The 21,201-nt window shown below is 67.0% G+C and carries 17 protein-coding genes, 1 tRNA gene and 2 pseudogenes; 9 read left to right on the top strand and 11 right to left on the bottom strand.

What is annotated here, in order from left to right:
* Positions 1-124: 124 nt before the first annotated feature.
* Positions 125-502 carry a GNAT family N-acetyltransferase gene (locus OKW52_RS00410; protein ID WP_264503948.1) on the top strand — a complete coding sequence of 126 codons (378 nt, stop codon included), beginning with the start codon at positions 125-127 and terminating at the stop codon, positions 500-502.
* On the opposite strand, the gene OKW52_RS00405 is transcribed toward OKW52_RS00410, so the two are convergent.
* Together OKW52_RS00405 and aroC are read right to left on the bottom strand one after the other, a co-directional pair.
* Entirely contained in the window at positions 499-1,302 is an 804-nt protein-coding gene (locus tag OKW52_RS00405) for an FAS1-like dehydratase domain-containing protein (protein ID WP_264503947.1), read from the bottom strand. The two genes, OKW52_RS00410 and OKW52_RS00405, sit on opposite strands and share 4 nt — an antisense overlap.
* Positions 1,299-2,402 (bottom strand): chorismate synthase, encoded by a 1,104-nt coding sequence (aroC, locus tag OKW52_RS00400; protein ID WP_264503946.1) that lies wholly within the window; start codon positions 2,400-2,402, stop codon positions 1,299-1,301. Before aroC ends, OKW52_RS00405 begins: the two co-directional genes overlap by 4 nt.
* 385 nt (positions 2,403-2,787) lie before the next feature.
* Here aroC and hrpB point away from each other — a divergent pair, with 385 nt between their 5' ends.
* Positions 2,788-5,238: an ATP-dependent helicase HrpB gene (hrpB, locus tag OKW52_RS00395; RefSeq protein ID WP_264503945.1), complete on the top strand. Its 2,451-nt coding sequence runs from the start codon at positions 2,788-2,790 to the stop codon at positions 5,236-5,238.
* Between the two features lie 230 nt (positions 5,239-5,468).
* On the opposite strand, the gene OKW52_RS00390 is transcribed toward hrpB, so the two are convergent.
* The gene (locus OKW52_RS00390; RefSeq protein WP_264503944.1) at positions 5,469-6,695 is read right to left on the bottom strand and encodes an FAD-dependent monooxygenase; all 1,227 of its coding nucleotides are present in this window, start codon (positions 6,693-6,695) and stop codon (positions 5,469-5,471) included.
* 83 nt (positions 6,696-6,778) lie between these two features.
* Between OKW52_RS00390 and OKW52_RS00385 the strand changes: the two are divergent.
* Positions 6,779-8,114 (top strand): annotated as a pseudogene (locus OKW52_RS00385) (amidase).
* A gap of 37 nt (positions 8,115-8,151) precedes the next feature.
* A complete protein-coding gene (locus OKW52_RS00380; RefSeq protein WP_264503943.1) occupies positions 8,152-9,084 on the top strand; it encodes a BKACE family enzyme in 933 nt (310 codons plus the stop codon).
* 256 nt (positions 9,085-9,340) lie between these two features.
* Here OKW52_RS00380 and OKW52_RS00375 read toward each other — a convergent pair.
* Positions 9,341-9,997, bottom strand: a pseudogene (locus OKW52_RS00375) (GntR family transcriptional regulator).
* A gap of 31 nt (positions 9,998-10,028) precedes the next feature.
* Entirely contained in the window at positions 10,029-10,730 is a 702-nt protein-coding gene (locus tag OKW52_RS00370) for a M48 family metallopeptidase (protein ID WP_264503942.1), read from the bottom strand.
* Between the two features lie 116 nt (positions 10,731-10,846).
* On the opposite strand from OKW52_RS00370, the gene OKW52_RS00365 reads away from it, so the two are divergent.
* From OKW52_RS00365 to OKW52_RS00350, 4 genes are all read left to right on the top strand, one after another.
* Positions 10,847-11,179 carry a TIGR02300 family protein gene (locus tag OKW52_RS00365; protein WP_264503941.1) on the top strand — a complete coding sequence of 111 codons (333 nt, stop codon included), beginning with the start codon at positions 10,847-10,849 and terminating at the stop codon, positions 11,177-11,179.
* A gap of 189 nt (positions 11,180-11,368) precedes the next feature.
* Positions 11,369-11,444, top strand: a tRNA-Ala gene (locus OKW52_RS00360).
* A 300-nt stretch (positions 11,445-11,744) separates the two neighbouring features.
* On the top strand, positions 11,745-12,989 hold the full coding sequence (locus OKW52_RS00355; RefSeq protein ID WP_264503940.1) for a hypothetical protein: 1,245 nt from the start codon (positions 11,745-11,747) through the stop codon (positions 12,987-12,989).
* 123 nt (positions 12,990-13,112) lie between these two features.
* The gene (locus OKW52_RS00350) at positions 13,113-14,129 is read left to right on the top strand and encodes an amidohydrolase family protein (RefSeq protein ID WP_127107016.1); all 1,017 of its coding nucleotides are present in this window, start codon (positions 13,113-13,115) and stop codon (positions 14,127-14,129) included.
* Here the strand turns inward: OKW52_RS00350 and OKW52_RS00345 are convergent.
* From OKW52_RS00345 to OKW52_RS00330, 4 genes are all read right to left on the bottom strand, one after another.
* Complete coding sequence (locus OKW52_RS00345) at positions 14,126-14,956, bottom strand: IclR family transcriptional regulator (RefSeq protein WP_264503939.1); 831 nt, start codon at positions 14,954-14,956, stop codon at positions 14,126-14,128. The two genes, OKW52_RS00350 and OKW52_RS00345, sit on opposite strands and share 4 nt — an antisense overlap.
* Positions 14,957-15,019: 63 nt before the next feature.
* Positions 15,020-16,240, bottom strand: a complete 1,221-nt coding sequence (locus tag OKW52_RS00340) for an amidohydrolase family protein (RefSeq protein WP_264503938.1) — start codon at positions 16,238-16,240, stop codon at positions 15,020-15,022.
* Entirely contained in the window at positions 16,237-16,569 is a 333-nt protein-coding gene (locus OKW52_RS00335; RefSeq protein ID WP_264503937.1) for a hypothetical protein, read from the bottom strand. The genes OKW52_RS00340 and OKW52_RS00335 overlap by 4 nt, the downstream gene beginning before the upstream one ends.
* The gene (locus OKW52_RS00330) at positions 16,556-16,921 is read right to left on the bottom strand and encodes a Rieske (2Fe-2S) protein (protein WP_264503936.1); all 366 of its coding nucleotides are present in this window, start codon (positions 16,919-16,921) and stop codon (positions 16,556-16,558) included. The genes OKW52_RS00335 and OKW52_RS00330 overlap by 14 nt, the downstream gene beginning before the upstream one ends.
* Positions 16,922-17,093: 172 nt before the next feature.
* Here OKW52_RS00330 and OKW52_RS00325 point away from each other — a divergent pair, with 172 nt between their 5' ends.
* Positions 17,094-18,023: a thioesterase family protein gene (locus tag OKW52_RS00325; protein ID WP_264503935.1), complete on the top strand. Its 930-nt coding sequence runs from the start codon at positions 17,094-17,096 to the stop codon at positions 18,021-18,023.
* Here OKW52_RS00325 and OKW52_RS00320 read toward each other — a convergent pair.
* Together OKW52_RS00320 and OKW52_RS00315 are read right to left on the bottom strand one after the other, a co-directional pair.
* A complete protein-coding gene (locus OKW52_RS00320) occupies positions 18,020-18,736 on the bottom strand; it encodes an enoyl-CoA hydratase/isomerase family protein (RefSeq protein ID WP_264503934.1) in 717 nt (238 codons plus the stop codon). The two genes, OKW52_RS00325 and OKW52_RS00320, sit on opposite strands and share 4 nt — an antisense overlap.
* Positions 18,729-21,080: a xanthine dehydrogenase family protein molybdopterin-binding subunit gene (locus tag OKW52_RS00315; protein WP_264503933.1), complete on the bottom strand. Its 2,352-nt coding sequence runs from the start codon at positions 21,078-21,080 to the stop codon at positions 18,729-18,731. Before OKW52_RS00315 ends, OKW52_RS00320 begins: the two co-directional genes overlap by 8 nt.
* Positions 21,081-21,201 lie beyond the last annotated feature (121 nt).

The following is a 21,201-nucleotide window of genomic DNA, read 5'->3' as shown; positions in this document are numbered from 1 at the left end:
TCTTCGGAAGGCCCCGCTTCGGCGGGGCTTTTCCATTCAGGGGCTTTGGTGTTCAACAGGGGCATGATCCGTCTTGCCACCCCCGCTGACCTTGGTGCGATTCGCGCCTGCGCCGAGGCCGCCTATGCCCGCTACATCCCGCGAGATCGGTCGCCGCCCTGCGCCGATGGATGCCGATTATGCCACGCTGATCGCTGACGGGTGCGTCTGGGTTGCCGGTGACGGCGCTGCCCTTGCCTATGCGGCGTTCTGGCCGCTGGGCGATCACCTCTATCTCGATGCGATCGCCGTGCTGCCCGAGGCCGCAGGTCAGGGACTGGGCCGCGCGCTGATGGACCATGCCGAGGCGGAGGCGCGGGCGCAGGGGCTGGGCGCGATCCGGCTCTACACCAATGCCGCGATGACCGAAAACCTGACGCTTTATCCCTATCTCGGCTTCACCCAGACCGGTCGCCGGGTCACCGACGGGTTTGACCGGGTGTATTTCGAAAAGCGGCTCTAAAGTCCCGCCCAGCCTTCCATCGCCAGCACCCCATCGGCGCGCCGCACCCACAGATGCGCCTCGGCCCCGTCGATCCGCCCGCAAAGTGTGAAGGGCGTGCCATCGGTGATCGGCGCTTTGGCGCGAAAGCGGAAGCTCTGGGGCAGGGCGCCGCCGTCGACGCGAAGCAGATCCAGCAGGAGCGTCGCCAGCAGCGGGCCGTGCACGACGAGGCCGTCATACCCTTCGGTCGCGCAGAACGCCCGGTCATAGTGGATGCGGTGACCGTTGAAGGTAAGCGCCGAATAGCGAAACAACAGCACCGGATCGGCGGTCATCTCCCGGCTGAGGGTCTCGCCCGCAGGGGCGCGTTCGACGGCACCCGGCGGAGCATCGGCGCGGCGGTAGACGATGTCCTGAGCCTCGGTGATCAGCGGGCCGTCGGCATCGCGCCAGCGGTGGGCGACGGTGACAAAGGCGATGGGGCCACTGCGGCCTGCTTTCTCGACGACCGAGGTCACGACCGATGTGCGCGTGACCTCGGCCCCGATGCGCAGGGGCCGGTGAAAGGTGAATTGCCCGCCGGCCCACATCCGACGCGGCAAGGGGAGGGGCGGCAGGAAATGCCCCAGCGCCTGATGCCCGTCCGGCCCGGCCTGATCCAAAGGATAGACAGGCAGCGCGTGGAACCAGTGCCACAGCGGCGGCAGCGGATCACCGGGCGCGAAGCTCTCGCCCCGGTTCAGCGTTGCGGCCATCGCTTGCGCCGGGAACGGGCGCAAAACCTCGCTGACGCGCGCGGGCGTCGGCTGCCAGCTCACCCGATGGAGCCGCGCAGGCCCTCGCCCATCTGGGCGCGGTGCAACAGCAGCTGGTCGAGCAGCACACAGGCCATCATCGCTTCTCCCACCGGCACGGCGCGGATGCCGACGCAGGGGTCGTGGCGGCCCTTGGTGGCGACGTCAGTGTCCTGCCCGTCGATGGTGACGGACTGGCGCGGGGTCAGGATCGACGAGGTCGGCTTGACGGCAAAGCGCACGACGACATCCTGTCCGGTCGAGATCCCACCCAGCACGCCACCCGCGTGGTTCGAGCCATACTCGGGGCCGTTCGGGCCCATGCGGATCTCATCGGCATTCTCAACGCCGGTGAGCGCGGCCGAGGCCATGCCGGCGCCAATCTCGACGCCCTTGACGGCGTTGATGCTCATCATCGCGCTGGCCAGTTCGCTGTCGAGCTTGGCATAGATCGGCGCACCCAGACCGGCGGGAACGCCGCGCGCGACGACCTCGACCACGGCACCGACCGAGTTGCCGGTCTTGCGCAGGGCGTCGAGGTCATCGGCCCAGAGCTGTGCCGTCTCGGCATCGGGGCACCAGAAGGGGTTGGCGGCGATGGCGTCCCAGTCGAAGCGCGCGCGGTCGATCAGGCGCGGGCCCATCTGCACCATGTAGCCGGTAACGCTGAGGCCCGGGGCCAGCGCCGCCAGCACCTGCCGCGCCACGCCGCCCGCTGCCACCCGCGCGGCGGTTTCGCGCGCGCTGGAGCGGCCTCCGCCGCGCGGATCGCGGATGCCGTATTTCTGCCAATAGGTGATGTCGGCATGGCCGGGCCGGAAGGTCTTGGCGATCTCGCCATAATCCTTGGACCGCTGGTCGGTGTTGCGGATCATCAGCTGGATCGGCGTGCCGGTGGTGCGGCCTTCATAGACGCCCGACAGGATCTCGACCGCGTCAGCCTCGCGCCGCTGGGTTGTAAACCGGTTCTGGCCGGGTTTGCGGGCGTCCATCCACGGCTGTATGTCCGCCTCGGACAGCGGGACACCCGGCGGGCAGCCGTCCACGGTTGCGCCAAGCGCTGGTCCATGGCTTTCGCCCCAGGTCATCACGCGGAACAGATGGCCAAAACTGTTGAACGACATGCGCGCCCCCTTTTTCGCCGCCCGGTCTAGCCTTGGGCCGGTTCCCGCTCAAGCCCCAAGTGCGGGGGGCCAAGTGCGGGGCGGGGTTTCGCCCTCGGCCAGAACGGCTGACGCCGTCCCGCCCTTGGGCGACCCGGCGCGCCGCTGTCGCGGCGCGCAAGAAGGGGGCTGTCAGCCCCCTCTTCGGCTGACGCCGAATTCACCCCCCAAGGATATTTTCGGACAGAAAATGCGCGGGTCACACTGGTTGCGGATAATTTTACTCAAATTTGCGCCTCTTTGCTCATTAAATATCCCGGGGGTCCGGGGGCTGGCCCCCGGCGCTCGCAACCCGAACCGAGCGCGGGCCCTTCCCTTCACCTGTCCGGCCCCGCATAAAACCATCATGCAATTTCCCGGCGCGCCCCTCCCTATCGATCCGCTGCTGCCCGCGCTGGTTGCGGCATTGTCAGAGCAGGGGCAGGCGGTGCTGCAAGCGCCGCCCGGTGCCGGCAAGACCACGCGCGTGCCGCTGGCGCTGCTGGCGGGTACCAAGGGCCGCATCGTTCTGCTCGAACCTCGCCGTCTTGCCGCCCGCGCTGCCGCCGAGCGCATGGCCGAGACGCTGGGCGAATCCGTCGGCCAGACCGTCGGCTACCGCATCCGGGGCGAGGCGCAGGTCTCCAAGGCGACCCGCATCGAGGTGGTGACCGAGGGTATTCTGACCCGGATGCTGCAATCGGACCCGTCGCTGGAAGGCATCGGCGCGGTGATCTTTGACGAATTCCACGAGCGCTCCCTGAACGCCGATCTGGGGTTGGCGCTGGTGTTGGAGGCCCGCTCGGCACTGCGCCCGGATCTGCATCTGGTGGTGATGTCGGCGACGCTTGACGCAGCCCCCGTGGCGGCGCTGTTGGGCGGCGCGCCCCTGCTCACGGCCGAGGGGCGCGCGTATCCGGTCGAGACCCGATGGCTCGATGCCCCGGTGCCGCGCGAGACCCGCTTGCCGCAGGCGGTGGCCGCGCTGACCCTCAAGGCGCTGGCCGAAACCGAAGGCGGCATCCTGGTGTTCTTGCCCGGCGAAGGCGAGATCCGCCGCACCGCCGCGCTTCTGGCGTCACGCTTGCCCGCCGAGGTGCAGCTGCACCCCCTCTTTGGCGCGATGGATTTCGCGGCCCAGCGTGCGGCGCTGGCCCCGGCGCAGAGCGGGCGCAAGCTGGTGCTGGCGACGGCAATTGCCGAGACCTCGCTCACCATCCCCGACATCCGTGTCGTGGTTGACGGCGGGCAGGCGCGGCGGGCACGGTTCGATCCGACTTCGGGCATGTCGCGGCTGGTGACCGAACGCGTCAGTCTGGCCGAGGCCGAACAGCGCCGGGGCCGGGGCGGGCGCGTGGCCGAGGGGATCTGCTACCGGCTGTGGACCAAGGGGCAAGAGGGGGCGCTGCCCGCCTTTGCACCGGCCGAGATCGAGACCGCCGACCTTACCGGGCTGGCGCTGGATCTGGCGCTCTGGGGCTCGTCCGACCTCGCCTTTCTCACGCCGCCACCGCCCGGCCCGCTGGCCGAAGCACGCGTGCTGCTGCACGATCTCGGCGCGTTGTCCGCGGACCGAATCACGCCCCATGGCAAGGCGATGGCGGCGCTGCCTTTGCACCCGCGTCTGGCGCATATGCTCTTGCGCGCGGGCAAACCGGCGGCGACCCTTGCTGCCCTGATCGCCGACCGTGACCCGCTGAACGGTGCGCCCGCCGACCTGTCCCTGCGGCTGAAGGCGCTGGAAAACCCGCGCGCCTATGCCGCCGACCACCCCTGGCCACTGCGGCGCGAGACGCTCGAGCGGATCCGGCAAGAGGCCAAACGCCTCGCCCGCCTCGCCCCGGCCGATCAGGGGCTGGATCCGGCCGAGATGGCCGCGCTGGCCTATCCCGACCGGATCGGTCAGCGGCGCAAGGGCGACCAGCCGCGCTACCTTTTGTCGGGCGGCAAGGGGGCGGTGTTCGATGCCGCCGACCCGCTGGCCAACAGCCGCCTGATCGTGGCAACCGATCTGGACGGCGACCCGCGCGAGGCCCGGATCCGGCAGGCACTGCCGATCAGCGAAGCCGCGCTGCGCGACCTGTTCGCCGAGCGGATCGACTGGCACGACCTGTGCGAATGGAATCAGCGCGAAAGCCGCATCACCGCAAAATCGCGCGAAACGCTGGGGGCTCTGGTTCTGGCCGACCGCACCTGGGCCGCGCCGCCTGAGGCGCGGGCCAAGGCCGCGCTCGACGGGGTGCGCGCGCTGGGGCTGGCCCTGTGCGGCATGACCCCCGCCGCCCGCCGCCTGCAGTCGCGCGTGGCGCTGCTGCGCGCAGAAGGCACAGACCTTCCGGATTTCACCGACGATGCCCTGACCGCCCGCGCCGAAGACTGGTTGCTGCCGTATCTCACCAGGATCCGCACAGCGGATGACCTCAAGGCGCTGGACCTGACCGAAGCGTTGAAACACGCACTGGACTGGGAGCAACAGCAACTGCTCGACCGACTCGCGCCTGCGCATTACATCACACCGATGCAGCGCAAGGTGCCCATCGACTATGCGCATGGCCAGCCCGAGATCAGCGTGCGGCTGCAGGAAATGTTCGGCACCACCGAACACCCCAGCATCGGCCCGCGCCGGTTGCCGCTGAAGGTGACACTGCTCAGCCCCGGACAGCGGCCGGTACAGGTGACCACCGACTTGCCGCGCTTCTGGGACACATCATACGCCGATGTCCGCAAGGACATGCGCGGGCAGTATCCGCGCCACCCCTGGCCGGAGAACCCGCGCGAGGCCGATCCGACGCTCAGGGCCAAGCCCCGGGGGACGTGAGCGGGGGGAGGTGTTGCAAAGGGCGTATTTAAAGCAAGATGAAATGCGATGTCGTAGGCCGGTGCTCATGAGTATCGCGAATTTTAGATAAATTGTTCGCGCATCCAAGCGCTTTCATCTTGCCCTAAATGCGCCGGGGGTGAGGCCGCAAGGCCGAGGGGGCTGGCCCCCTGCGCGCGGTACGCGCGCCGCGGCGAGAGGGGGCTCGATGCCCCCCGAGCCGCGAACCCTTAGACCGGTTCACCCTGCATCAACCGCGGCTCGGCGGCATTCAGCCCGGCAGCTTCGCGGATGAAGTGACGGCGCAGGCCGGGCAGGGCGTTGACGGCGCCCAGTCCCAGCCCCCGGACCGCTTCGAGCAAGGGGTTGGCGTTCGAGAAGAGCCGGTTCACCGCATCCATCCCCAGCGCCATCCGCGTCACGTCGAACCGGCGCCACGCCTGATACCGGTCCAGCACATCCGGTGCGCCGATATCTTCACCGCGCCGCGCGGCCTCGATCAGCACTTCGGCCAGCGCGGCCACATCGCGCAGCCCCAGGTTCAGGCCCTGTCCGGCGATCGGATGCACGCCATGCGCCGCATCGCCGACCAGTGCCAGCCGCTGCGCGACGAAGCGCTCGGCGATGGTCAGCCGTAGGGGGTAGGCAAAGCGTTTGCCTGCCAACGTGATCTGGCCCAGAAAATCCCCGAACCGGGGGCGCAGGACTTCCAGATAGTCCGCGTCACTCAGTGCCTGAATCGCCGCAGCCGTTTCTGTCCGCTCGCTCCAGACAATCGACGACCGGTTTCCCGGCAGCGGCAGGATCGCCAGCGGTCCCGGCGGCATGAAAAACTGATGCGCCACGCCCTCATGCGGGCGCTCATGCGCAATCGCGCAGACCAGCCCCGTCTGGCCATAATCCCAGCCCCAGCGCTTGATCCCGGCGCGCTGGGCCACGGCGCTGTCGCGCCCGTCGCAGCCGACCAGCACCCGCCCGCGCAGCACGCGCCCGTCGTCCAGCGTCACCGCCACGCCCTGCGGGCTGGTCTCTTGCGCGACAACCCGTGCGCCCGAGTGCAGTGTGACGCCCGGGGCGGCCGCCATCCCATCGAGAAACGCGGCATAGAGGTGCCGGTCTTCGACCATCTGGCCCATGACGCCTTCTTCGATTTCGGCGGCGTCAAAGCCCAGAAACAGCGGCGACGGGCCTTGCCCGGCATGGCCCTGACTGGCTTTGATCCCCAGGATCGGCTGTGCCTTGTCCTTCAGCCCCCGCCAGATCCCCAGCGCCTGCAGCACCCGGACCGAGGCCAGCGCCAGCGCATAGGCACGCCCGTCAAAGGCATGCTCGGCGCGCGACCCGGCCGGGCGCGCGTCGATTACCGCAACCGACTGCCCCCCTTGCGCCAGCGCCAGCGCCAAAGCGGGGCCGTTCAGCCCGCCGCCCACAATCAGGATATCTGCGTCATGTTTCATGCCCGACAAACTAGCCACGCGCGCGGGATTGTCCATGCGACGCGCGCGCGCTAGCGTTCGCGCAGCATCACACGGGGGCAGGTATGAGCGAGAAGTGGCGCAGCATGAGCGCAGCGGCGCTGGGGCGCGGCATCGGGGCGGGCGAGATTTGCCCGGTGGACCTGACCGAAGCCTTTCTGGACGCCATCGCGGCGCATCCCTACCGCGACCGTATTTATGCGCGCACCATGAAACAGCAGGCGCTGGACACTGCCGCCGCCGCGCGGGGCCGGGCCAAGCTGGGCCTGCGGCGCGGGGTGTTGGATGGGGTGCCGGTTTCGTGGAAGGATCTGTTCGACACCGCCGGGGTGGCAACCGAATCGGGCAGCCTGCTGCTCAAGGGCCGCACGCCCCTGCATGACGCCGAGGTAGTCAGCCGCCTGACCGGCGCGGGCCTGCCGCCGCTGGGCAAGACGCATCTGACCGAGCTGGCGTTTTCCGGGCTGGGCCTGAACCCGGTCACGCAGACACCGCCGAATATTCATGATCCTGAGGCGGTGCCGGGCGGCTCGTCCTCGGGTGCGGCGGCGTCGGTGGCCTGGGGGCTGGCGCCGCTGGCGATCGGCTCGGATACCGGCGGTTCGGTGCGGGTGCCGGCGGCGTGGAATGACCTCGTGGGGCTGAAAACCACCGCCGGGCGCGTGTCTCTGCGCGGCGCGGTGCCCCTGGCGCCGCGGTTTGACACGGTCGGCCCGCTGGCGCGCACGGTTGAGGACGCGGCGCTGGCCTTCGGCTTGCTCGACGCCTCACCCGCGCCCGATCTGCGCGGCGCGACGCTGGGCGGGACGCGCCTGCTGGTGCTGGAGACCGTGGCGCTGGACGGTGTGCATCCGGCCCCGGCCAAGGGCTTCGAGAGCGCGGTTGCGCGGTTTGCCAAGGCGGGCGCGCGGATCGACCATGCGGCGGTTCCCGCCGTGGCCGAGGCGATGGATCTGGCCGGGATCGTCTTTGCCGCCGAATGCTACGGCGTCTGGGGCGCGGCGATCGAGGCCCAGCCCGATGTGATGTTCGCGCCGGTGCGTGACCGCTTCCGGTCGGGTGCGGCGTATCCGGCGCATGAGTACATCAAGGCCTGGCGACGGCTTGAGGAGTTGCGGGTCCAGTGGCAAACGGCGGTTGCGGGCTATGACGCGGTGCTGGTTCCGTCGGTGGCGACGGTGCCGCAGAAGATCGATGATCTGCTGGCAGATCTCGCGTTCTTTGCGGCCGAAAACCTGATGACCCTGCGCAACACGCAGAATCGGCAACCTGATGGGCCTCTGCGCGCTGACACTGCCGACGGGCGTGCCCTCGACCGGGATTTCGCTGATGGCGGGGGCGGGGCACGAGGCCCGTCTGTTGCGGCTGGGCGCTGCGGCCGAGGCGGCACTGGGCGTCTGACGCCCGAAAATTTCAGACGTTCCGGGAGGAAAATACCATGGCACGCAAGCCAAAGACCATCATCACCTGCGCGCTGACCGGCGCGATCCACACGCCGACGATGTCGGATGCGCTGCCCTATACCTATGACCAGATCGCGGAACAGGCGATTGCGGCGGCCGAGGCCGGGGCGGCGATCCTGCATCTGCACGCGCGCAACAATGACACCGGCTTTCCGTCGATTGACCCCAAGGATTTCTCGCCCTTCCTTGCTCGCATCAAGCAGGCGACGGATGCGGTGGTGAACATCTCGACCGGCGGGTCGCTGACCGCAACGATTCAAGAGCGGATCACCCCGGCGAAGACCTTCTCGCCCGAGATGTGCTCGATGAACATGGGCTCGCTGAACTTCAGCTTCCACGGGCTGGCGGCGCGCTACACGGCGTGGAAGTTCGACTGGGAGAAGGCCTATGTCGAAGGGTCGGAAGGCAATATTTTCCGCAATACCTTCAAGGATATCAAGGAGGCGGCGCAGACGTTGGCCCCGCACGGCATCAAGTTCGAGCACGAGATCTACGATGTCGGGCATCTGTACAACCTGAAGAGCATGCTGGATCAGGGGCTGTTTCAGGCCCCGATCTTCCTGCAGTTCGTGCTGGGCATTCAGGGCGGTATCGGCGCGGATGTTGAGAATCTGGTGTTTCTGAAGCGCACGGCGGACAAGCTGTTTGGCGATCAATACCACTGGTCGGTGCTGGCTGCCGGCGCAGCACAGATCCCCATGGCGGTAACAGCCTCGCAGATGGGCGGGCATGTGCGCGTCGGGCTGGAAGACAGCCTGTTCATCGCGCGCGGTGAACTGGCCACGTCGAACGCGCAACAGGTGGCCAAGATCCGGCGGATCATCGAGGATCTGGGCAACGCCGTGGCCACGCCGGACGAGGCCCGCGAGATTCTGGCGCTTAAAGGCGGCGATCAAGTCGCGTTCTGAGGGCAGGGGCGGGTTTCGCCCTCGGCCGAGACGGCTGACGCCGCCGCGCCCTCGCGCGACCCGGCGCGCCGCTGGCGCGGCGCGCAAGAAGGGGGCTTCCTGCCCCCTCTTCGGCTGACGCCGAATTCACCCCCTGGGGATATTTGAAGAGCAAAGAGGGCGTTAACGCTTTGTTAACCGAGCTTTCTTTGCTCTTCAAATATCCACAAAGGGGTCCGGGGGACGCGTGCGTCCCCCGGGTGCCGGGATCGGGCGCTTACTGCGTCAGGTGGCGCAGGCCTTGGGTCACATCGGTGCGAGATCGCCAGACGCAGTCCGGGTTCGTCCCCGGCCTGAAGGGCCGCGAGGATCAGGCGGTGGTGCGGAGGGGGGTGTTGCGGCGCAGGCGGCCGTATAGGGCGCGCATGGTGGGGCCGAGTTGCAGCCAGATGGTTTCCACCATGGCCAGCATCGCCGGGCTTTGCGCGCGCAGATAGAGCGTGCGGTGGAATTCCAGATTGGTGCGGACATAGGTCACCGCGTCTTGCCGCAGCACGGCGTCCGTGTTCGCGGCGTTGATCGCCTCCATCCGGTCGATCAGTGCCGAATGCGCGCGGGGCAGGGCCCGGCTGCCAAGCTCGGGCTCCAGAAGCGCGCGGATGGAGGCCAGCTCTTCGATCCGTTCAGTGCCCAGCTCGGGCGTCGAGACGCGTCCGCTGGCCGACATGGTCAGCGCCCCCTCGGCCACCAGCCGTTGGATCGATTCGCGCGCCGGGGTCATCGACACACCGAAATCCCGCGCGATGCCGCGCAGGGTCAGGGCATGGCCCGGCGCAAGCTCGCCGTGCATGACCTGCGTGCGCAGGGCACGGTAGACGCGGTCATGGGCCGAGAGGGCGGAAGGATCAAGGACAGGGCGAAGCGGGCGTTGCATCGCCCAGCGTGATCACACGCATCCCAAAGCGTCAAGACGCGCTGAAGCGGTAGCGATGCAACGCTGGTCCGTGTTGCTTGAGCCAGCGGCGGGCCTCGACATGTGCGGGGAAAAGGTGAGCGACTTCGGCCCAGAAGGCCGCAGAGTGGTTCATCTGCGCGCGGTGCGCCACCTCATGCGCCGCCACATAGTCCAGCACGCGGGGCGGGGCCATGATCAGCCGCCAGCAAAACATCAGATCGCCGGTGGACGTGCACGACCCCCAGCGCGAACGGGTGTCGCGCAGGGTCAGCTTGCCGATGCTGTACCCCAGCGTCTGTGCGTGGATGTTCACCCTCTCGGCCAGACGATCGCGCGCGCGCAGCCGCAGATAGGCCAGCGCCCCCGCGACCGGGCGGGCCGCGGGCACGAGCAGGGTCGTGCCGTCGATGCGGGCGCTGCTCAGCGGTGCCGCGGTCAGCGTCAGCAGCGTACCCTCGACCGGCAGCGCCGTGCCGGGCCCGACCATGACCGGGCCTTCCAACCCCGCGACCGCGTTCGCCAGCCAGTCGCGCCGTTCGTCCAGAAAGCGCATCGCGCTGCGCAGGGAGGCACGGGTGGGCAGGGTGAGCGTCACCGTGCCATCCAGTCGCGAGACGCTCAGCGCCACCCGACGCGCGCGGCCCGAGCGCCGCAGGCGGACCGCAAGAGGCGGGTCGCCGGGAAGCTCGATCTGGTCGGGGTCGCTGAACATCGGGGAGCTCCGGGGCGAAGGGCCCCTGCCGGGGGACAAAACAACGGCGGAAAGGCTTTGACAACCCTATCCAACTATGGCAACCGGCGTCGATCCAAGCATGGGAAGGACCGTCTATGCCCAAGGAAGAATGGGGTGTTAAGCGCATTTGCCCGACCACCGGCAAGCGCTTTTTTGACCTGAACAAGTCGCCCGTGATCAGCCCTTATACCGGCGAGATCGTTCCGATCGACGTTCCGGGTCGCAAGGGGTCGTCCGCGGCTCCTGCCGAGGCCGTCAAGGCCAAGCCGAAAGTCGTCAAGGATCTGGAAACGGATGATGACGTGCTGCTGGACGATGATGACGACGTCACGGTCGAGGCCGACGACGATCTGCTCGAGGACGAAGATGACGATACCGTCTCGTTCGACGAGCTGGGCGATGTCGCCGACAGCGACGACGACAGCTGAGCGCGCCCGAATCCGGGCCGATCGAGACATGTGAGCACGCGGGCATCCCTGATGTCCGCGTGTTTTCTTTATGCGCAAGCATGGCGAAAAAACCTGCGCGCGGGGGCAAAGTTTTCGCTTGATCTCCCCCGCGCAGGCCCTAAACCGCCACTCGCAACGACGCTGCCGGTGACGGCATACGGTGCACTTGGGGCCTTAGCTCAGCTGGGAGAGCGCTTGCATGGCATGCAAGAGGTCAGGGGTTCGATCCCCCTAGGCTCCACCAAGTTTCCTTTTGATTGCTGAGAGATGCCATTGCCTTTTGGGCAAGCGTTTCGGTCGCGTATCGGTAGTGCCGATGCGATGCGGCAGGCTTGTTGCAAGGCGGCGCATTGCGGTCCAGGGGGCTGTTTTGCCGGACTGTTTGCGCGACGGGCAACGCCCCGTCGGTTTGGCGCTGTTGCATTGGCCGGTTGCGCGATGTCGCGCGGGCGGGCAAGAAAATCTGACGACAGTTGCGGCGCCGACAGGCGATTCGATCCGTGCCTTTGCTGCGAAAGGCGCGCTGGACCGTTGGGAGACGCTCATGGAAACCGGCATTGTATCGGCGCAGGGATTGCTTGGGCCTGCGGTGGGGCTCGGCCTGTTTTTGCTCGCCTTCATGGTGCAGCGCGCGGTTCTGGCGCGGCTGGATCCGCAAACCCTTATCGGGGACGAGCGCGATTATCTGGCCATTGCCACCGGCGCGCCGGTTCGCAGTGTCTGGGTGCGGGTGCCCCTGGGGGCGCTGCCGGTCTGGATTGCGCGGCAGACGAACGCGGCAGATGTCGCGCGGCGGGCGCGGCTGATCGTGTCGCTCATTGCCTCGGCAACGGTGGGGATTGGCGGCTGGTTTGCGTGTGAGCAGGCGGGCCTTGCGGCGGGGCTGGCCGCCGGGCTGATCCTGCTGGCGTCAGCCGAGCGCGCGGTGTTGGCGATCCATCTGTGGCCTGACACGCTGATGGGCCTGTGTCTGCTGGCCTTCGCAATGGCGATCGCCGCGCCGGACGGCATGCTGTGGATCGGCGCCCTGGCGGCGGTCGGGTTCCTGATTCGGGTCGATTTTACGGTGCTGGCCGTGTTTGCCGTGGTCCATGCTCTGGTGGCGTTTCCCGGGTCGCCGGGCGCGCTCGCGGCAGCGGTTCTGCCGACAATGCTGGCGGCGGCAGCCATGGCTTTGCACAACAAGCGCAAGCATGGGATCTGGTCGCCGGACACGACCTTTCAGTTCAACCTTGCGGTTGCGTCGACCGAGGCGGCATTCCCCCGGGCACCGACTCAGGAATTGATGCTGCGCACGACCAGACGCGTTCGTGCAGAGGGTGACGAGCAACGGGACACGGTCGCGAGGCCTTTGCCTTTGGCGACGGCGCGTCTGGGCTTTCGGCGGCTGGTGACGCTGGTCGGTAAAGAAACCTTCGTGCTGCAAAAGCTGTTGGTGGCCCTGTCGCCTGTCTACGCTGGCCGTTTCTCACCCCGGGTGGCAACGCTGGTTCTTGCCAGCACGCGGCTGTGGTTTTCCATCGTTTTCATAGCCTTTGTCCTCTTCTCCCCGGCCATCCCGCGCGAGATCTTGGCGTTGGTTGCCTGCGTGGTTTTCGTGCAATCGGCGGTGCAGACGCGCAGCCGCTACCGCATGGCGGTTCTGCCGGTGATGGCCGTTTACGTCGCGATCGCTGCGGTTTCGCCGGGCGCGCCGGCAATCAGCGCGGGTTCTGTCATGCTGGCGCTCTGTGCGGCGGTTCTGGTGGCTGTCTGCCGTCCTCGGGACGAGCAAAGACAGGAATCCTGATATTCGATATTGTGTATTTTGGAAATACAATGTTGAATAGCGCTCGCTTGTCGTGCCGCTCTCACACGGGGGGCACGACGGGGAAGATTTGCGCGGCCAGGGCGGACCGCGACCGGAGGAACCATGAAAAAGATCGACGTTTTCAACCACATATGGCCTGAGCCCTTCTTCAACGCGCTGATCAAGCAGATCGGCTCGATGAGCGATATGACCAAGCGGTCGGGCGATGTGCCGATGATGACCAATCTCGACCGCCGGTTCGAGGTGATGGACATGTTCGGCGAGGATTATTGCCAGATCCTGTCGCTGGCCTCGCCGCCGCTGGAGAAATTCGGCGATCCGGCGATTGCGCTGGAGCTGTCGCGCATCGGGTCGGATTCGATGGCCGAGCTGTGCCAGAAATACCCCGAGCGGTTCCCCGGTTTCGTCGGCACCGTGCCGATCTCGCATCCCGAAGGGATGGTGACCGAATCCAAGCGCGCGATTGAAGAGCTGGGTGCGCTGGGCATGCAGATCTTCACCAACGTGAACGGCACGCCGCTGGATCTGCCAGCCTATGCGCCGTTCTTTGAATACATGGACAGCGTCGGCAAGCCGATCTGGCTGCACCCGGCGCGCGGGCAGGATTTCTCGGACTACAAGAGCGAGTCGCGCTCGGAATACGAGATCTTCTGGACCTTCGGCTGGCCCTACGAGACCTCGGCGGCGATGGCCCGCATGGTGTTCTCGCAGTTCTTCGACAAATGGCCGAACCTCAAGGTCATCACCCACCACGCGGGCGGCATGATCCCGTTCTTTGAGGGCCGGGTTGGGCCGGGTTGGGACCAGATGGGCAAGCGGACCTCGGACCGTGACCTGTCCACGGTGCGCACGTCGCTGAAGCGTCCGCACCTTGAGTATTTCAAGGAATTCTACGCCGATACCGCGTCGTTCGGCTCGCGCAAGGCGATCGAGCATGCGATTGAGTTCTTTGGCGAAGACCGCGTGATGTTCGCCTCTGACGCGCCCTTCGATCCCGAAGGCGGCCCGCTTTACATCCGTGAGACGATCAACCTGATCGAGCGGATGGACCTGTCGGACGAGCTGCGCCGCAAGATCTTCCAGGACAACGCCGTCAAGCTGATGGGCCTGAAGCTTTAAGCCTTGGGTGCGCGCGGGCTGTATCCCAGCCTGCGCGACAACCTTTCGGTGGTGTCCAGCAACGCGCTGGTCACCCCTTTTGCCCGGGTGCCGGTCATCGACTTGTCCGACCCCAGCACCGTCACCGTCGCGGTGATCCGCCCCGAATGATCAAACACCGGCGCCGCCATCGCGGCGAAATTGGCGTTGATGTTGTTCTTGGACGTGGCGTAGCCGCGCGTGCGGATCTCGTCGGTCAGCGCGTCCAGCCGGGCGGGGTCTTTGGCCAGCTCGGGCGCGATGGTCCAGTTTTCCTCGCTGTGGCGGGCGATCTGGATTTCGTCCTCAAGGATCGGTTTCGTCTCGCTGCGGTCGAGATAGGCCAGAAACACCTGCCCCGTGGCCGAGGCCGACAGAGGTAGTACATAGCCCAGCCGCACCGCCAGCGAGCCCTGCTTGTAGCCGTCGACCTTGGACACGATCCCCGGCCCGCGATTGCCCCACAGTGACAGGTAGGCGGCAAAGCCGGTTTCCTGCTGCAAGGCGCTCAGCTCTTCGCGCGCCAGATCGACGATATCGACCTGCCGGATCGCCGAATGTCCCAGCTGGATGGCGAAGCTGCCCAAGCCGTAGTGACCGCTGTGCGGGTCCTGACGCACCAGCCCCTCGCGGATGAAGCTGACCAGATAGAGATGCGCCTTGGACGGCGGCATGCCTGCAGCGGCAGCAATGTCGCGCAGGGGCAACGGGCCATCGGCGCTTTCCATTGCGCGGATCACCTTGAACCCCACCTCGATCGACTGGATGCGCCGTTGCGACCAGTCTTCGTCTTTCTCACTGCGCTTCATGCGGGATCCCGTGCCTGCTTTTAAACGTTCTAGACGGGTTTACCGGCCCGGTCCATCGCGGCCTCACAGCGTCTTGACGGGGGTTGGGTCCAGCCCGAACAGCTTGGCGGCGTTCAGACCCAGAATGTTGCGCTTGGCCTGTTCGGACAGGAAGGGCAGGTCGTAGATTTCCTGCGGCAGGTCAAAGTCGAAATGCGGCCAGTCCGAGGCGAACAGCAGCTGCGTCTCGGCGTTGATCATCTCCAGCGTGACCTGCAGCGCCTTCATGTTGGTCGTTTCCATCGGTTGCGTCGTGTACCAGCAGTTTTCGCGCATGTATTCGCTGGGCAGTTTCTTCAGCTGCGGCGCTTCCGAAGGGCGCATCAGGTACTGATCATCCAGCCGCTGCATCAGGAAGGGTATCCACGCCAGGCCACTCTCCACCCAGATGCTCCTTAGCCCCGGAAAGCGCTCCGGAATGCCGTTCAGGATCCAGTTGGTCATGTGGACCATATTGCACCACGCGAACCCCAGCGCGTGCATGCCCAGAAAGCGGTTCACCGTCGCCAGCGAGGGGTCTTGCCAGTGATAGGCGGCATGAAACGCAATCGGTTTGCCCAGCTCCTGCAGCCGCGCGTAGCAGCGCATATAGTCGTTGTGGTGCAAGGCCTTGTGCCGGACTGAGGGCACGCAGAACCCGATGACGCCGGGCTCATCGGCGAATTCCTCGATCATCGCCTCGGCTTCCTTGGGCGTGTTGAAGGGCAGATAGGCCAGCGTCTTGATCCGGTTGTCGGCTTTCAGCACCTTGTCCACCAGCCAGCGGTTATAGGCGCGGCTCAGATGCACCTCCATCTCCGGCTGCGGGTGCAGGCCGAGGGTCAGCATCGGCGTGGGGAACAGGACCATATAGTCCACGCCCAGCGACTGCATCGCGCGCCGGGTCAGCGTCACGTCGCGGTGGACCGAGGTGTCATCGACCGGCTCGCGCACCCCGGCCTGATGCGGGATGCGGCCGCCGACGTCCTGATACTTCAACCCGCTGTCGCCGTTCAGGCCATAGGGTGCGCCGCCGATCTTTTCTTTCTGGTACATCACCGCCTGATGCCGGATTACCGGGTCTTCGATGTATTCCACCAGCTCGTGCCAGCTGACGGTTTCGACGTGATGCGCATCGACATCGCAGATCAGCCAGTCCTGAAACCCGCGCTGCTTGGCGCCCTTGTTGGCATGGGCCAGCACCTCGCGCGTGTCGGTGAAGACGTCGATTTCCTGCACGTTCAGGGGGCGGGCGTCATGGGTCATTCAAAGGACTCCGGGCGGTGGCGGAACCAGAGAGCCAGTTCCATCGGGCTGAGATGTTGGGCGCGCAGCAACTCGGACACGGCGGTGAGCAGCTCGGTCGGCGCGATGCCGTCGCCGCCCCCGGTCAGTGGGCAAAAGCTGCGTTCCTCGCCATCGGTCTTGGCGGCATAGAGGCGGATCGCGGCGGTCATCAGCTGCGCGACGGCCTCATCCGAGACGCGGGCCGCCAGCCCCTCGGCGACCATGGCGCTGGCGTCGGCGTCGAGCTGGCGCGCGGCCTCGTCGATCCAGCCGTAGTGGTCATTGCGCAGGGGATCAGGGGCGGACATAGACGATCCCCGCCTCGACACGCAGCTGCGCCGGGCGCAGGCGCTGGGTGGGGCGGCCCTGACACCGACCGGTCTGCAGATCGAATTCGTAGCCATGCCACGGGCAGACGATCTGCTGCGCGTCCTCGTCATAGGCCAGCAGCCGGGTGGTGCCGTCTGCCGCCACCGGCTCGATCACCCGCGCGTAAATCCGGCCCTGACACACCGGGCCCTGACGATGCGGGCAGAGGTTGTGCCAGGCGTGCAGCGTGCCGTGCAGGCAAAACACGCCGATCTCCTGGCCGTCGCAGTCGACAACAAGCCTGCCGCCCTCGGGGATCTGGTCGGCGGGGCCGATGCGGTATTCAGTCATGTCGGCCTCTTGGCGTTCAATAATGTTGAATCGGTTATGATATCGTAATGTCAGGCCGCCGTATTCGTAAAGGAAAACCTGAGCAGCGCGCGCGGCATGTATCAACTTGCCTTACATTGCCCTGACCCGTACCTTGCCTCAGACCTTGCGGGCAGGAAGCCGGGAGACGGGAATGGACGATCTGACAACCGAAGTGTGGCGCGGTGGCGTAAACACTTGGGAATGTGACGAAATGGGGCACATGAACACGCGGTTCTACGTGGCCCGCGCGGTCGAGGGGCTGGCGGCACTGCTGGCGCAGCTTGGCCTGCCCGGCATGACCAGCCCCCGCGCTGCCAGCACGTTCAGCGTCGAAGAGATGCACATCCGCTTTCACCGTGAAGCCCACGCTTCGGCGTCCCTGCGCATGACCGGCGGGGTGCTGTCACAGGACGCGACGGGGCTTGAGGCGCTGCTGATCCTTGAGGATCTGAACACGCTGGAATGCAAGGCGACCTTCCGCACCCGCCTGCGCCATGTCGTCCCCGGCTCTCAGACGCCGGTTGCATGGCCTGCGGAGTTTGCGCAGCGGGCGAGTGCCCGCAAGGTTGATCTGCCCGACCTTGCGCAGCCGCGCTCGACCGGCACCGGGCCGGTGGAGACGACCGCTACGCTTGAGCGCGCGCAGGGGCTCAAGCGGATGGCGATGGGCGTTGTCGGGCCGGATCGTGCCGATGCCTTCGGGCTGATGGGTGCGTGGGGCTTTATCGGTGCGGTGTCCGATGGCATCCGCTCGCTCACCGGTCCGTTCCGCGACATCATCAGCCAGAACGCCGACGAGGTGCCGCAGCGCGTTGGCGGCGCGGTGGTGGAGTTCCGCATCCTGCATCTGGACTGGCCGCGCCTTGGCGACGCTTATGAGGTGCGCGGCGGGCTGGCCGGGATTGAGGGGCAGGTGCAGAAGCTGGTGTTCTGGATGCTCGATCCGATCACCGGGCGGGTCTATGGCACGATGCATTCCATCGCGGTCAACTTTGACCTCGACAAGCGCAAGGTGATCCGCGTTTCCGACCGCGCCCGCGCGCTGCTGGAACCGCTGACCACCCCGGGGCTGGACCTTTAACGAAACCGCTCGGCGGTCGCGCTGGCGTTGAGCAGCGCGGCCAGTTCGCGGCGGGTCGCCCCCGACGATTCCGGCGCGCGCAGCAGGAACGCCTTGACCGCGCGCGTCACGGCCGGGGAGTTTTTCGCCAGCGCCTCGACCACCTGCGCGACCACCCCGTCCAGATCATCGCTCACCACGCCGATCAGCCCCAGCGTCTGCGCCTCAGCCGCGCTGACCGGCTGCCGCGTCAGCACCAGCCGCGCCAGCACCGCGCGCGGCAGCCGGTCGACCAGCGCATCCATCACCAGCGTCGGGGCGATGTCGTGGTTCATCTCGGGCACCGAAAACACCGCGTCCTCCGCCGCAATCGCCACATCGGCCAGCGCCGCCAAAGCGCAACCCACCCCCGCCGCGCGCCCCTGCACCCGTGCGACCACCGGCACCGGGGCCGAGCGCAGCGCGTCGTAAAACGCCAGCACCGGGTCCGAGATCAGCGCGCGCAGGTCGTTCGCGGTCATCCGCGCGCCCTTGGGCGGCATCACCGGCGCGCGGCCGGTGCAGAAATCCGGCCCTTCGGCGCGCAGCAATATCACGCTGACCTCGGGCGCGGGGTCGCTCACCGCCGCCGCGATGCCGTCGGCCATCGCCGGGGTCAGCGCGTTGCCCGCGTCGCCGCGGGTCAGGGTGATTTCCAGCACCGCGCCGGTTTGCTCGATCTTCAACTCAGTCATTCTGTGCTCTCCTGATCGCTTCCCAGATCCGCAAGGGCGTGGCCGGCATCTCGACATGATGCACGCCCAGATCGCCCAGCGCATTGGCAATCGCGTTGATGAAAACCCCCAGTGCCGGGGTCGTGCCGCCCTCGCCGCCGGGGCGGAAGCCCATCGGGTGGCTGGTCGCCGGAACCTCGCTGAGCGCGGTGTCAAAGGACGGGAAGTCGGTCGCGCGCGGCATCTGATAGTCCATCAGGCTGGCCGTCAGCGCCTGCCCGTCGCCGTCCCAGCGGATCGCCTCATGCCAGGCTTGCCCCACACCCTGCACGATGCCGCCATGGGTCTGGCCGTGCAGGATCAACGGGTTCAGCGCGCGGCCCACATCATCGACCGAGGCATAGCGCGGGATGGTCAGCGCGCCGGTTTCGGGGTCGATTTCCACCTCGCACACCGCCGCACCATAGGGGAAGGCGAGGCCGGGGATGACCTCGTTACACTCCGCCGCCAGCGGGCCTTGCAGGTCCAGCGGCACGCGCGGGTCCAGCGTGTGCGCGCTCAGCTCGAACAGGCTCATCGCCTCATTGGTGCCCGGCACCCGTAGCAATCCCTCGGCGTAGTCCACTTCTGCCGCGCCGGTCAACGCGGCGTAAACCGCCTTGGCACGGGCGATCACCGCACGGGTCGCCTTGTCCATGACGATGCTGCCAAAGCGCAAGGACCGCCCCGAATGCGAGCCGCCGCCTTGCGTGACGAAATCACTGTCGCCGGTGCGCAGCACGACCTGCTCATACGGCAGGCCGAACCATTCCGCGACCAACTGGGTAAAGGCGGTGCGGTGGCCCTGTCCGGTGTCCTGCGTGCCCAGCGTGACCTCAATCCGGTCCTCAAGCACGCTCACCACCGCGCGCTCTTGCGGATAGCCGCCCGCTCCTTCGATGTAATTCGAAATACCGATGCCGCGATACATCCCGCGCGTCCGCGCCTCGGCCCGCCGCGCCTCGAACCCCGCAACATCGCCGATCTGCATCGCCGTGGCCAGCGTCGCCAGATGGTCGCCGCTGTCATAGGTGACGCCGAAAGGGTTGGTGTAGGGGAAGGCATCGACGGGGATCATGTTGCGCTGGCGCAGCGCGATCCGGTCAAAGCCGCATTGCTGCGCGGCCAGATCGACCAGGCGCTCGATGGCATACATCGCCTCGGGTCGTCCGGCGCTGCGGTAGGGGATGGTCGAGGGCGTGTTCGTCACCACCGCCCGCGCCACCGCATGCGCGACCGGCACGCGGTACACGCCGGTCATCAGCTGCACGCCCTTGTTCAGCGGTGTGTAGCTGACCGTGTGCGCGCCCTGGTTCGAGGTGTTCACGCAGCGAAGGGCAAGGAAAGTGCCGACATCATCCAGCGCCAGTTCCACATCCACATGCAGATCGCGCGCCTGATAGTCAGACACAAACGCCTCCAGCCGCTCGACCCGGTGCTTGACCGGACGACCCAGCAGCTTGGCGGCATGGGCGATGACCACCCATTCTGGATAGGTGGCGTTGCGCGTGCCGAAATTGCCGCCGACATCGCCGGGGGCGACGATGCGCACCGCTTCAAGCCCCACACCCAGCGATGCCGCCATCTGCTCGCGCACCTGCACCACGCCGATCCCGGCCGAGCAATGCATCACATAGCGCCCGTCGACATAGGCCGCCGCCGCCGTGCGCGGTTCCATATGCACGCCGGTGACGCGGTTTATCTGGCTGGTGAAGCGGACGCGGTGGGTGGCTGTAGCAAAGGCGGCCTCGACCGCCGCCGCATCGCCCAGTTCGGCCTCCAGCGTCAGGTTGCCGGGGACGGTGTCCCACAGCTGCGGCGCGTCGTCGGCCAGCGCGGCCAGCGCGTTGGTGACGGCGGGGAGTTCGTCGAACTCGGCCTCGATCAGCTCGGCGGCGTCCTTGGCTTGCTCCATCGTCTCGGCGATCACGGCGGCATAGGCCTCACCGGCAAAGCGCACGCGGTCCAGCGGCAACGGGTGGTGCAGGGTGCGCAGCCGCTCGCTGCCGTCGCGCTGGCTGAGCGGCCTGTCCGAGCCGCGCTTTGACGAGCCGATGGCGTGCGGAATGGGCCCGATCCCCGCCGCGGCCAGATCCGCGCCGGTCAGCACCGCCAGCACGCCGGGCATGGCGCGCGCGTCCTCGACCTGCACCGCGTCCAGCCGCGCATGACCATAGGGCGAGCGGGCGAAGACGGCGAAAACTGCGCCGTCAAAGGGCAGATCGTCGGCGTATTGGCCGCGTCCTTGCAGCAGCGCGACATCCTCGCGCCGGGGCAGGGGCGCGCCGATCAGTCCTTGACGCGTTGCGGATGATTCGGTGCTCATGTCGGGCTTCCCGGTCGATTGTCTATTTTGAATGCCATTCACTATCAGCAAAACTTCGCCACGCTAACCGAGGGCTGAGTTGTTGACAATATCAGGCTTTCTTATATCAAAGCGAAACCGG

The organism is Pararhodobacter zhoushanensis, assembly GCF_025949695.1.
Classification (GTDB): domain Bacteria; phylum Pseudomonadota; class Alphaproteobacteria; order Rhodobacterales; family Rhodobacteraceae; genus Pararhodobacter; species Pararhodobacter zhoushanensis_A.
This window is presented reverse-complemented; position numbering and strand designations above follow the sequence as displayed.

Bases quoted from the DNA above. Each gene is read 5' to 3' on its own strand.
- OKW52_RS00410 (WP_264503948.1), top strand. From the start codon at position 125: ATGCCCGCTACATCCCGCGAGATCGGTCGCCGCCCTGCGCCGATGGAT.
- OKW52_RS00325 (WP_264503935.1), top strand. From the start codon at position 17,094: ATGGACGATCTGACAACCGAAGTGTGGCGCGGTGGCGTAAACACTTGG.
- OKW52_RS00370 (WP_264503942.1), bottom strand. From the start codon at position 10,730: ATGTTCAGCGACCCCGACCAGATCGAGCTTCCCGGCGACCCGCCTCTT.
- OKW52_RS00315 (WP_264503933.1), bottom strand. From the start codon at position 21,080: ATGAGCACCGAATCATCCGCAACGCGTCAAGGACTGATCGGCGCGCCC.
- aroC (WP_264503946.1), bottom strand. From the start codon at position 2,402: ATGTCGTTCAACAGTTTTGGCCATCTGTTCCGCGTGATGACCTGGGGC.
- OKW52_RS00345 (WP_264503939.1), bottom strand. From the start codon at position 14,956: ATGAAGCGCAGTGAGAAAGACGAAGACTGGTCGCAACGGCGCATCCAG.
- OKW52_RS00335 (WP_264503937.1), bottom strand. From the start codon at position 16,569: ATGTCCGCCCCTGATCCCCTGCGCAATGACCACTACGGCTGGATCGAC.
- hrpB (WP_264503945.1), top strand. From the start codon at position 2,788: ATGCAATTTCCCGGCGCGCCCCTCCCTATCGATCCGCTGCTGCCCGCG.
- OKW52_RS00390 (WP_264503944.1), bottom strand. From the start codon at position 6,695: ATGAAACATGACGCAGATATCCTGATTGTGGGCGGCGGGCTGAACGGC.
- OKW52_RS00330 (WP_264503936.1), bottom strand. From the start codon at position 16,921: ATGACTGAATACCGCATCGGCCCCGCCGACCAGATCCCCGAGGGCGGC.
- OKW52_RS00355 (WP_264503940.1), top strand. From the start codon at position 11,745: ATGGAAACCGGCATTGTATCGGCGCAGGGATTGCTTGGGCCTGCGGTG.
- OKW52_RS00365 (WP_264503941.1), top strand. From the start codon at position 10,847: ATGCCCAAGGAAGAATGGGGTGTTAAGCGCATTTGCCCGACCACCGGC.
- OKW52_RS00380 (WP_264503943.1), top strand. From the start codon at position 8,152: ATGGCACGCAAGCCAAAGACCATCATCACCTGCGCGCTGACCGGCGCG.
- OKW52_RS00340 (WP_264503938.1), bottom strand. From the start codon at position 16,240: ATGACCCATGACGCCCGCCCCCTGAACGTGCAGGAAATCGACGTCTTC.
- OKW52_RS00320 (WP_264503934.1), bottom strand. From the start codon at position 18,736: ATGACTGAGTTGAAGATCGAGCAAACCGGCGCGGTGCTGGAAATCACC.
- OKW52_RS00350 (WP_127107016.1), top strand. From the start codon at position 13,113: ATGAAAAAGATCGACGTTTTCAACCACATATGGCCTGAGCCCTTCTTC.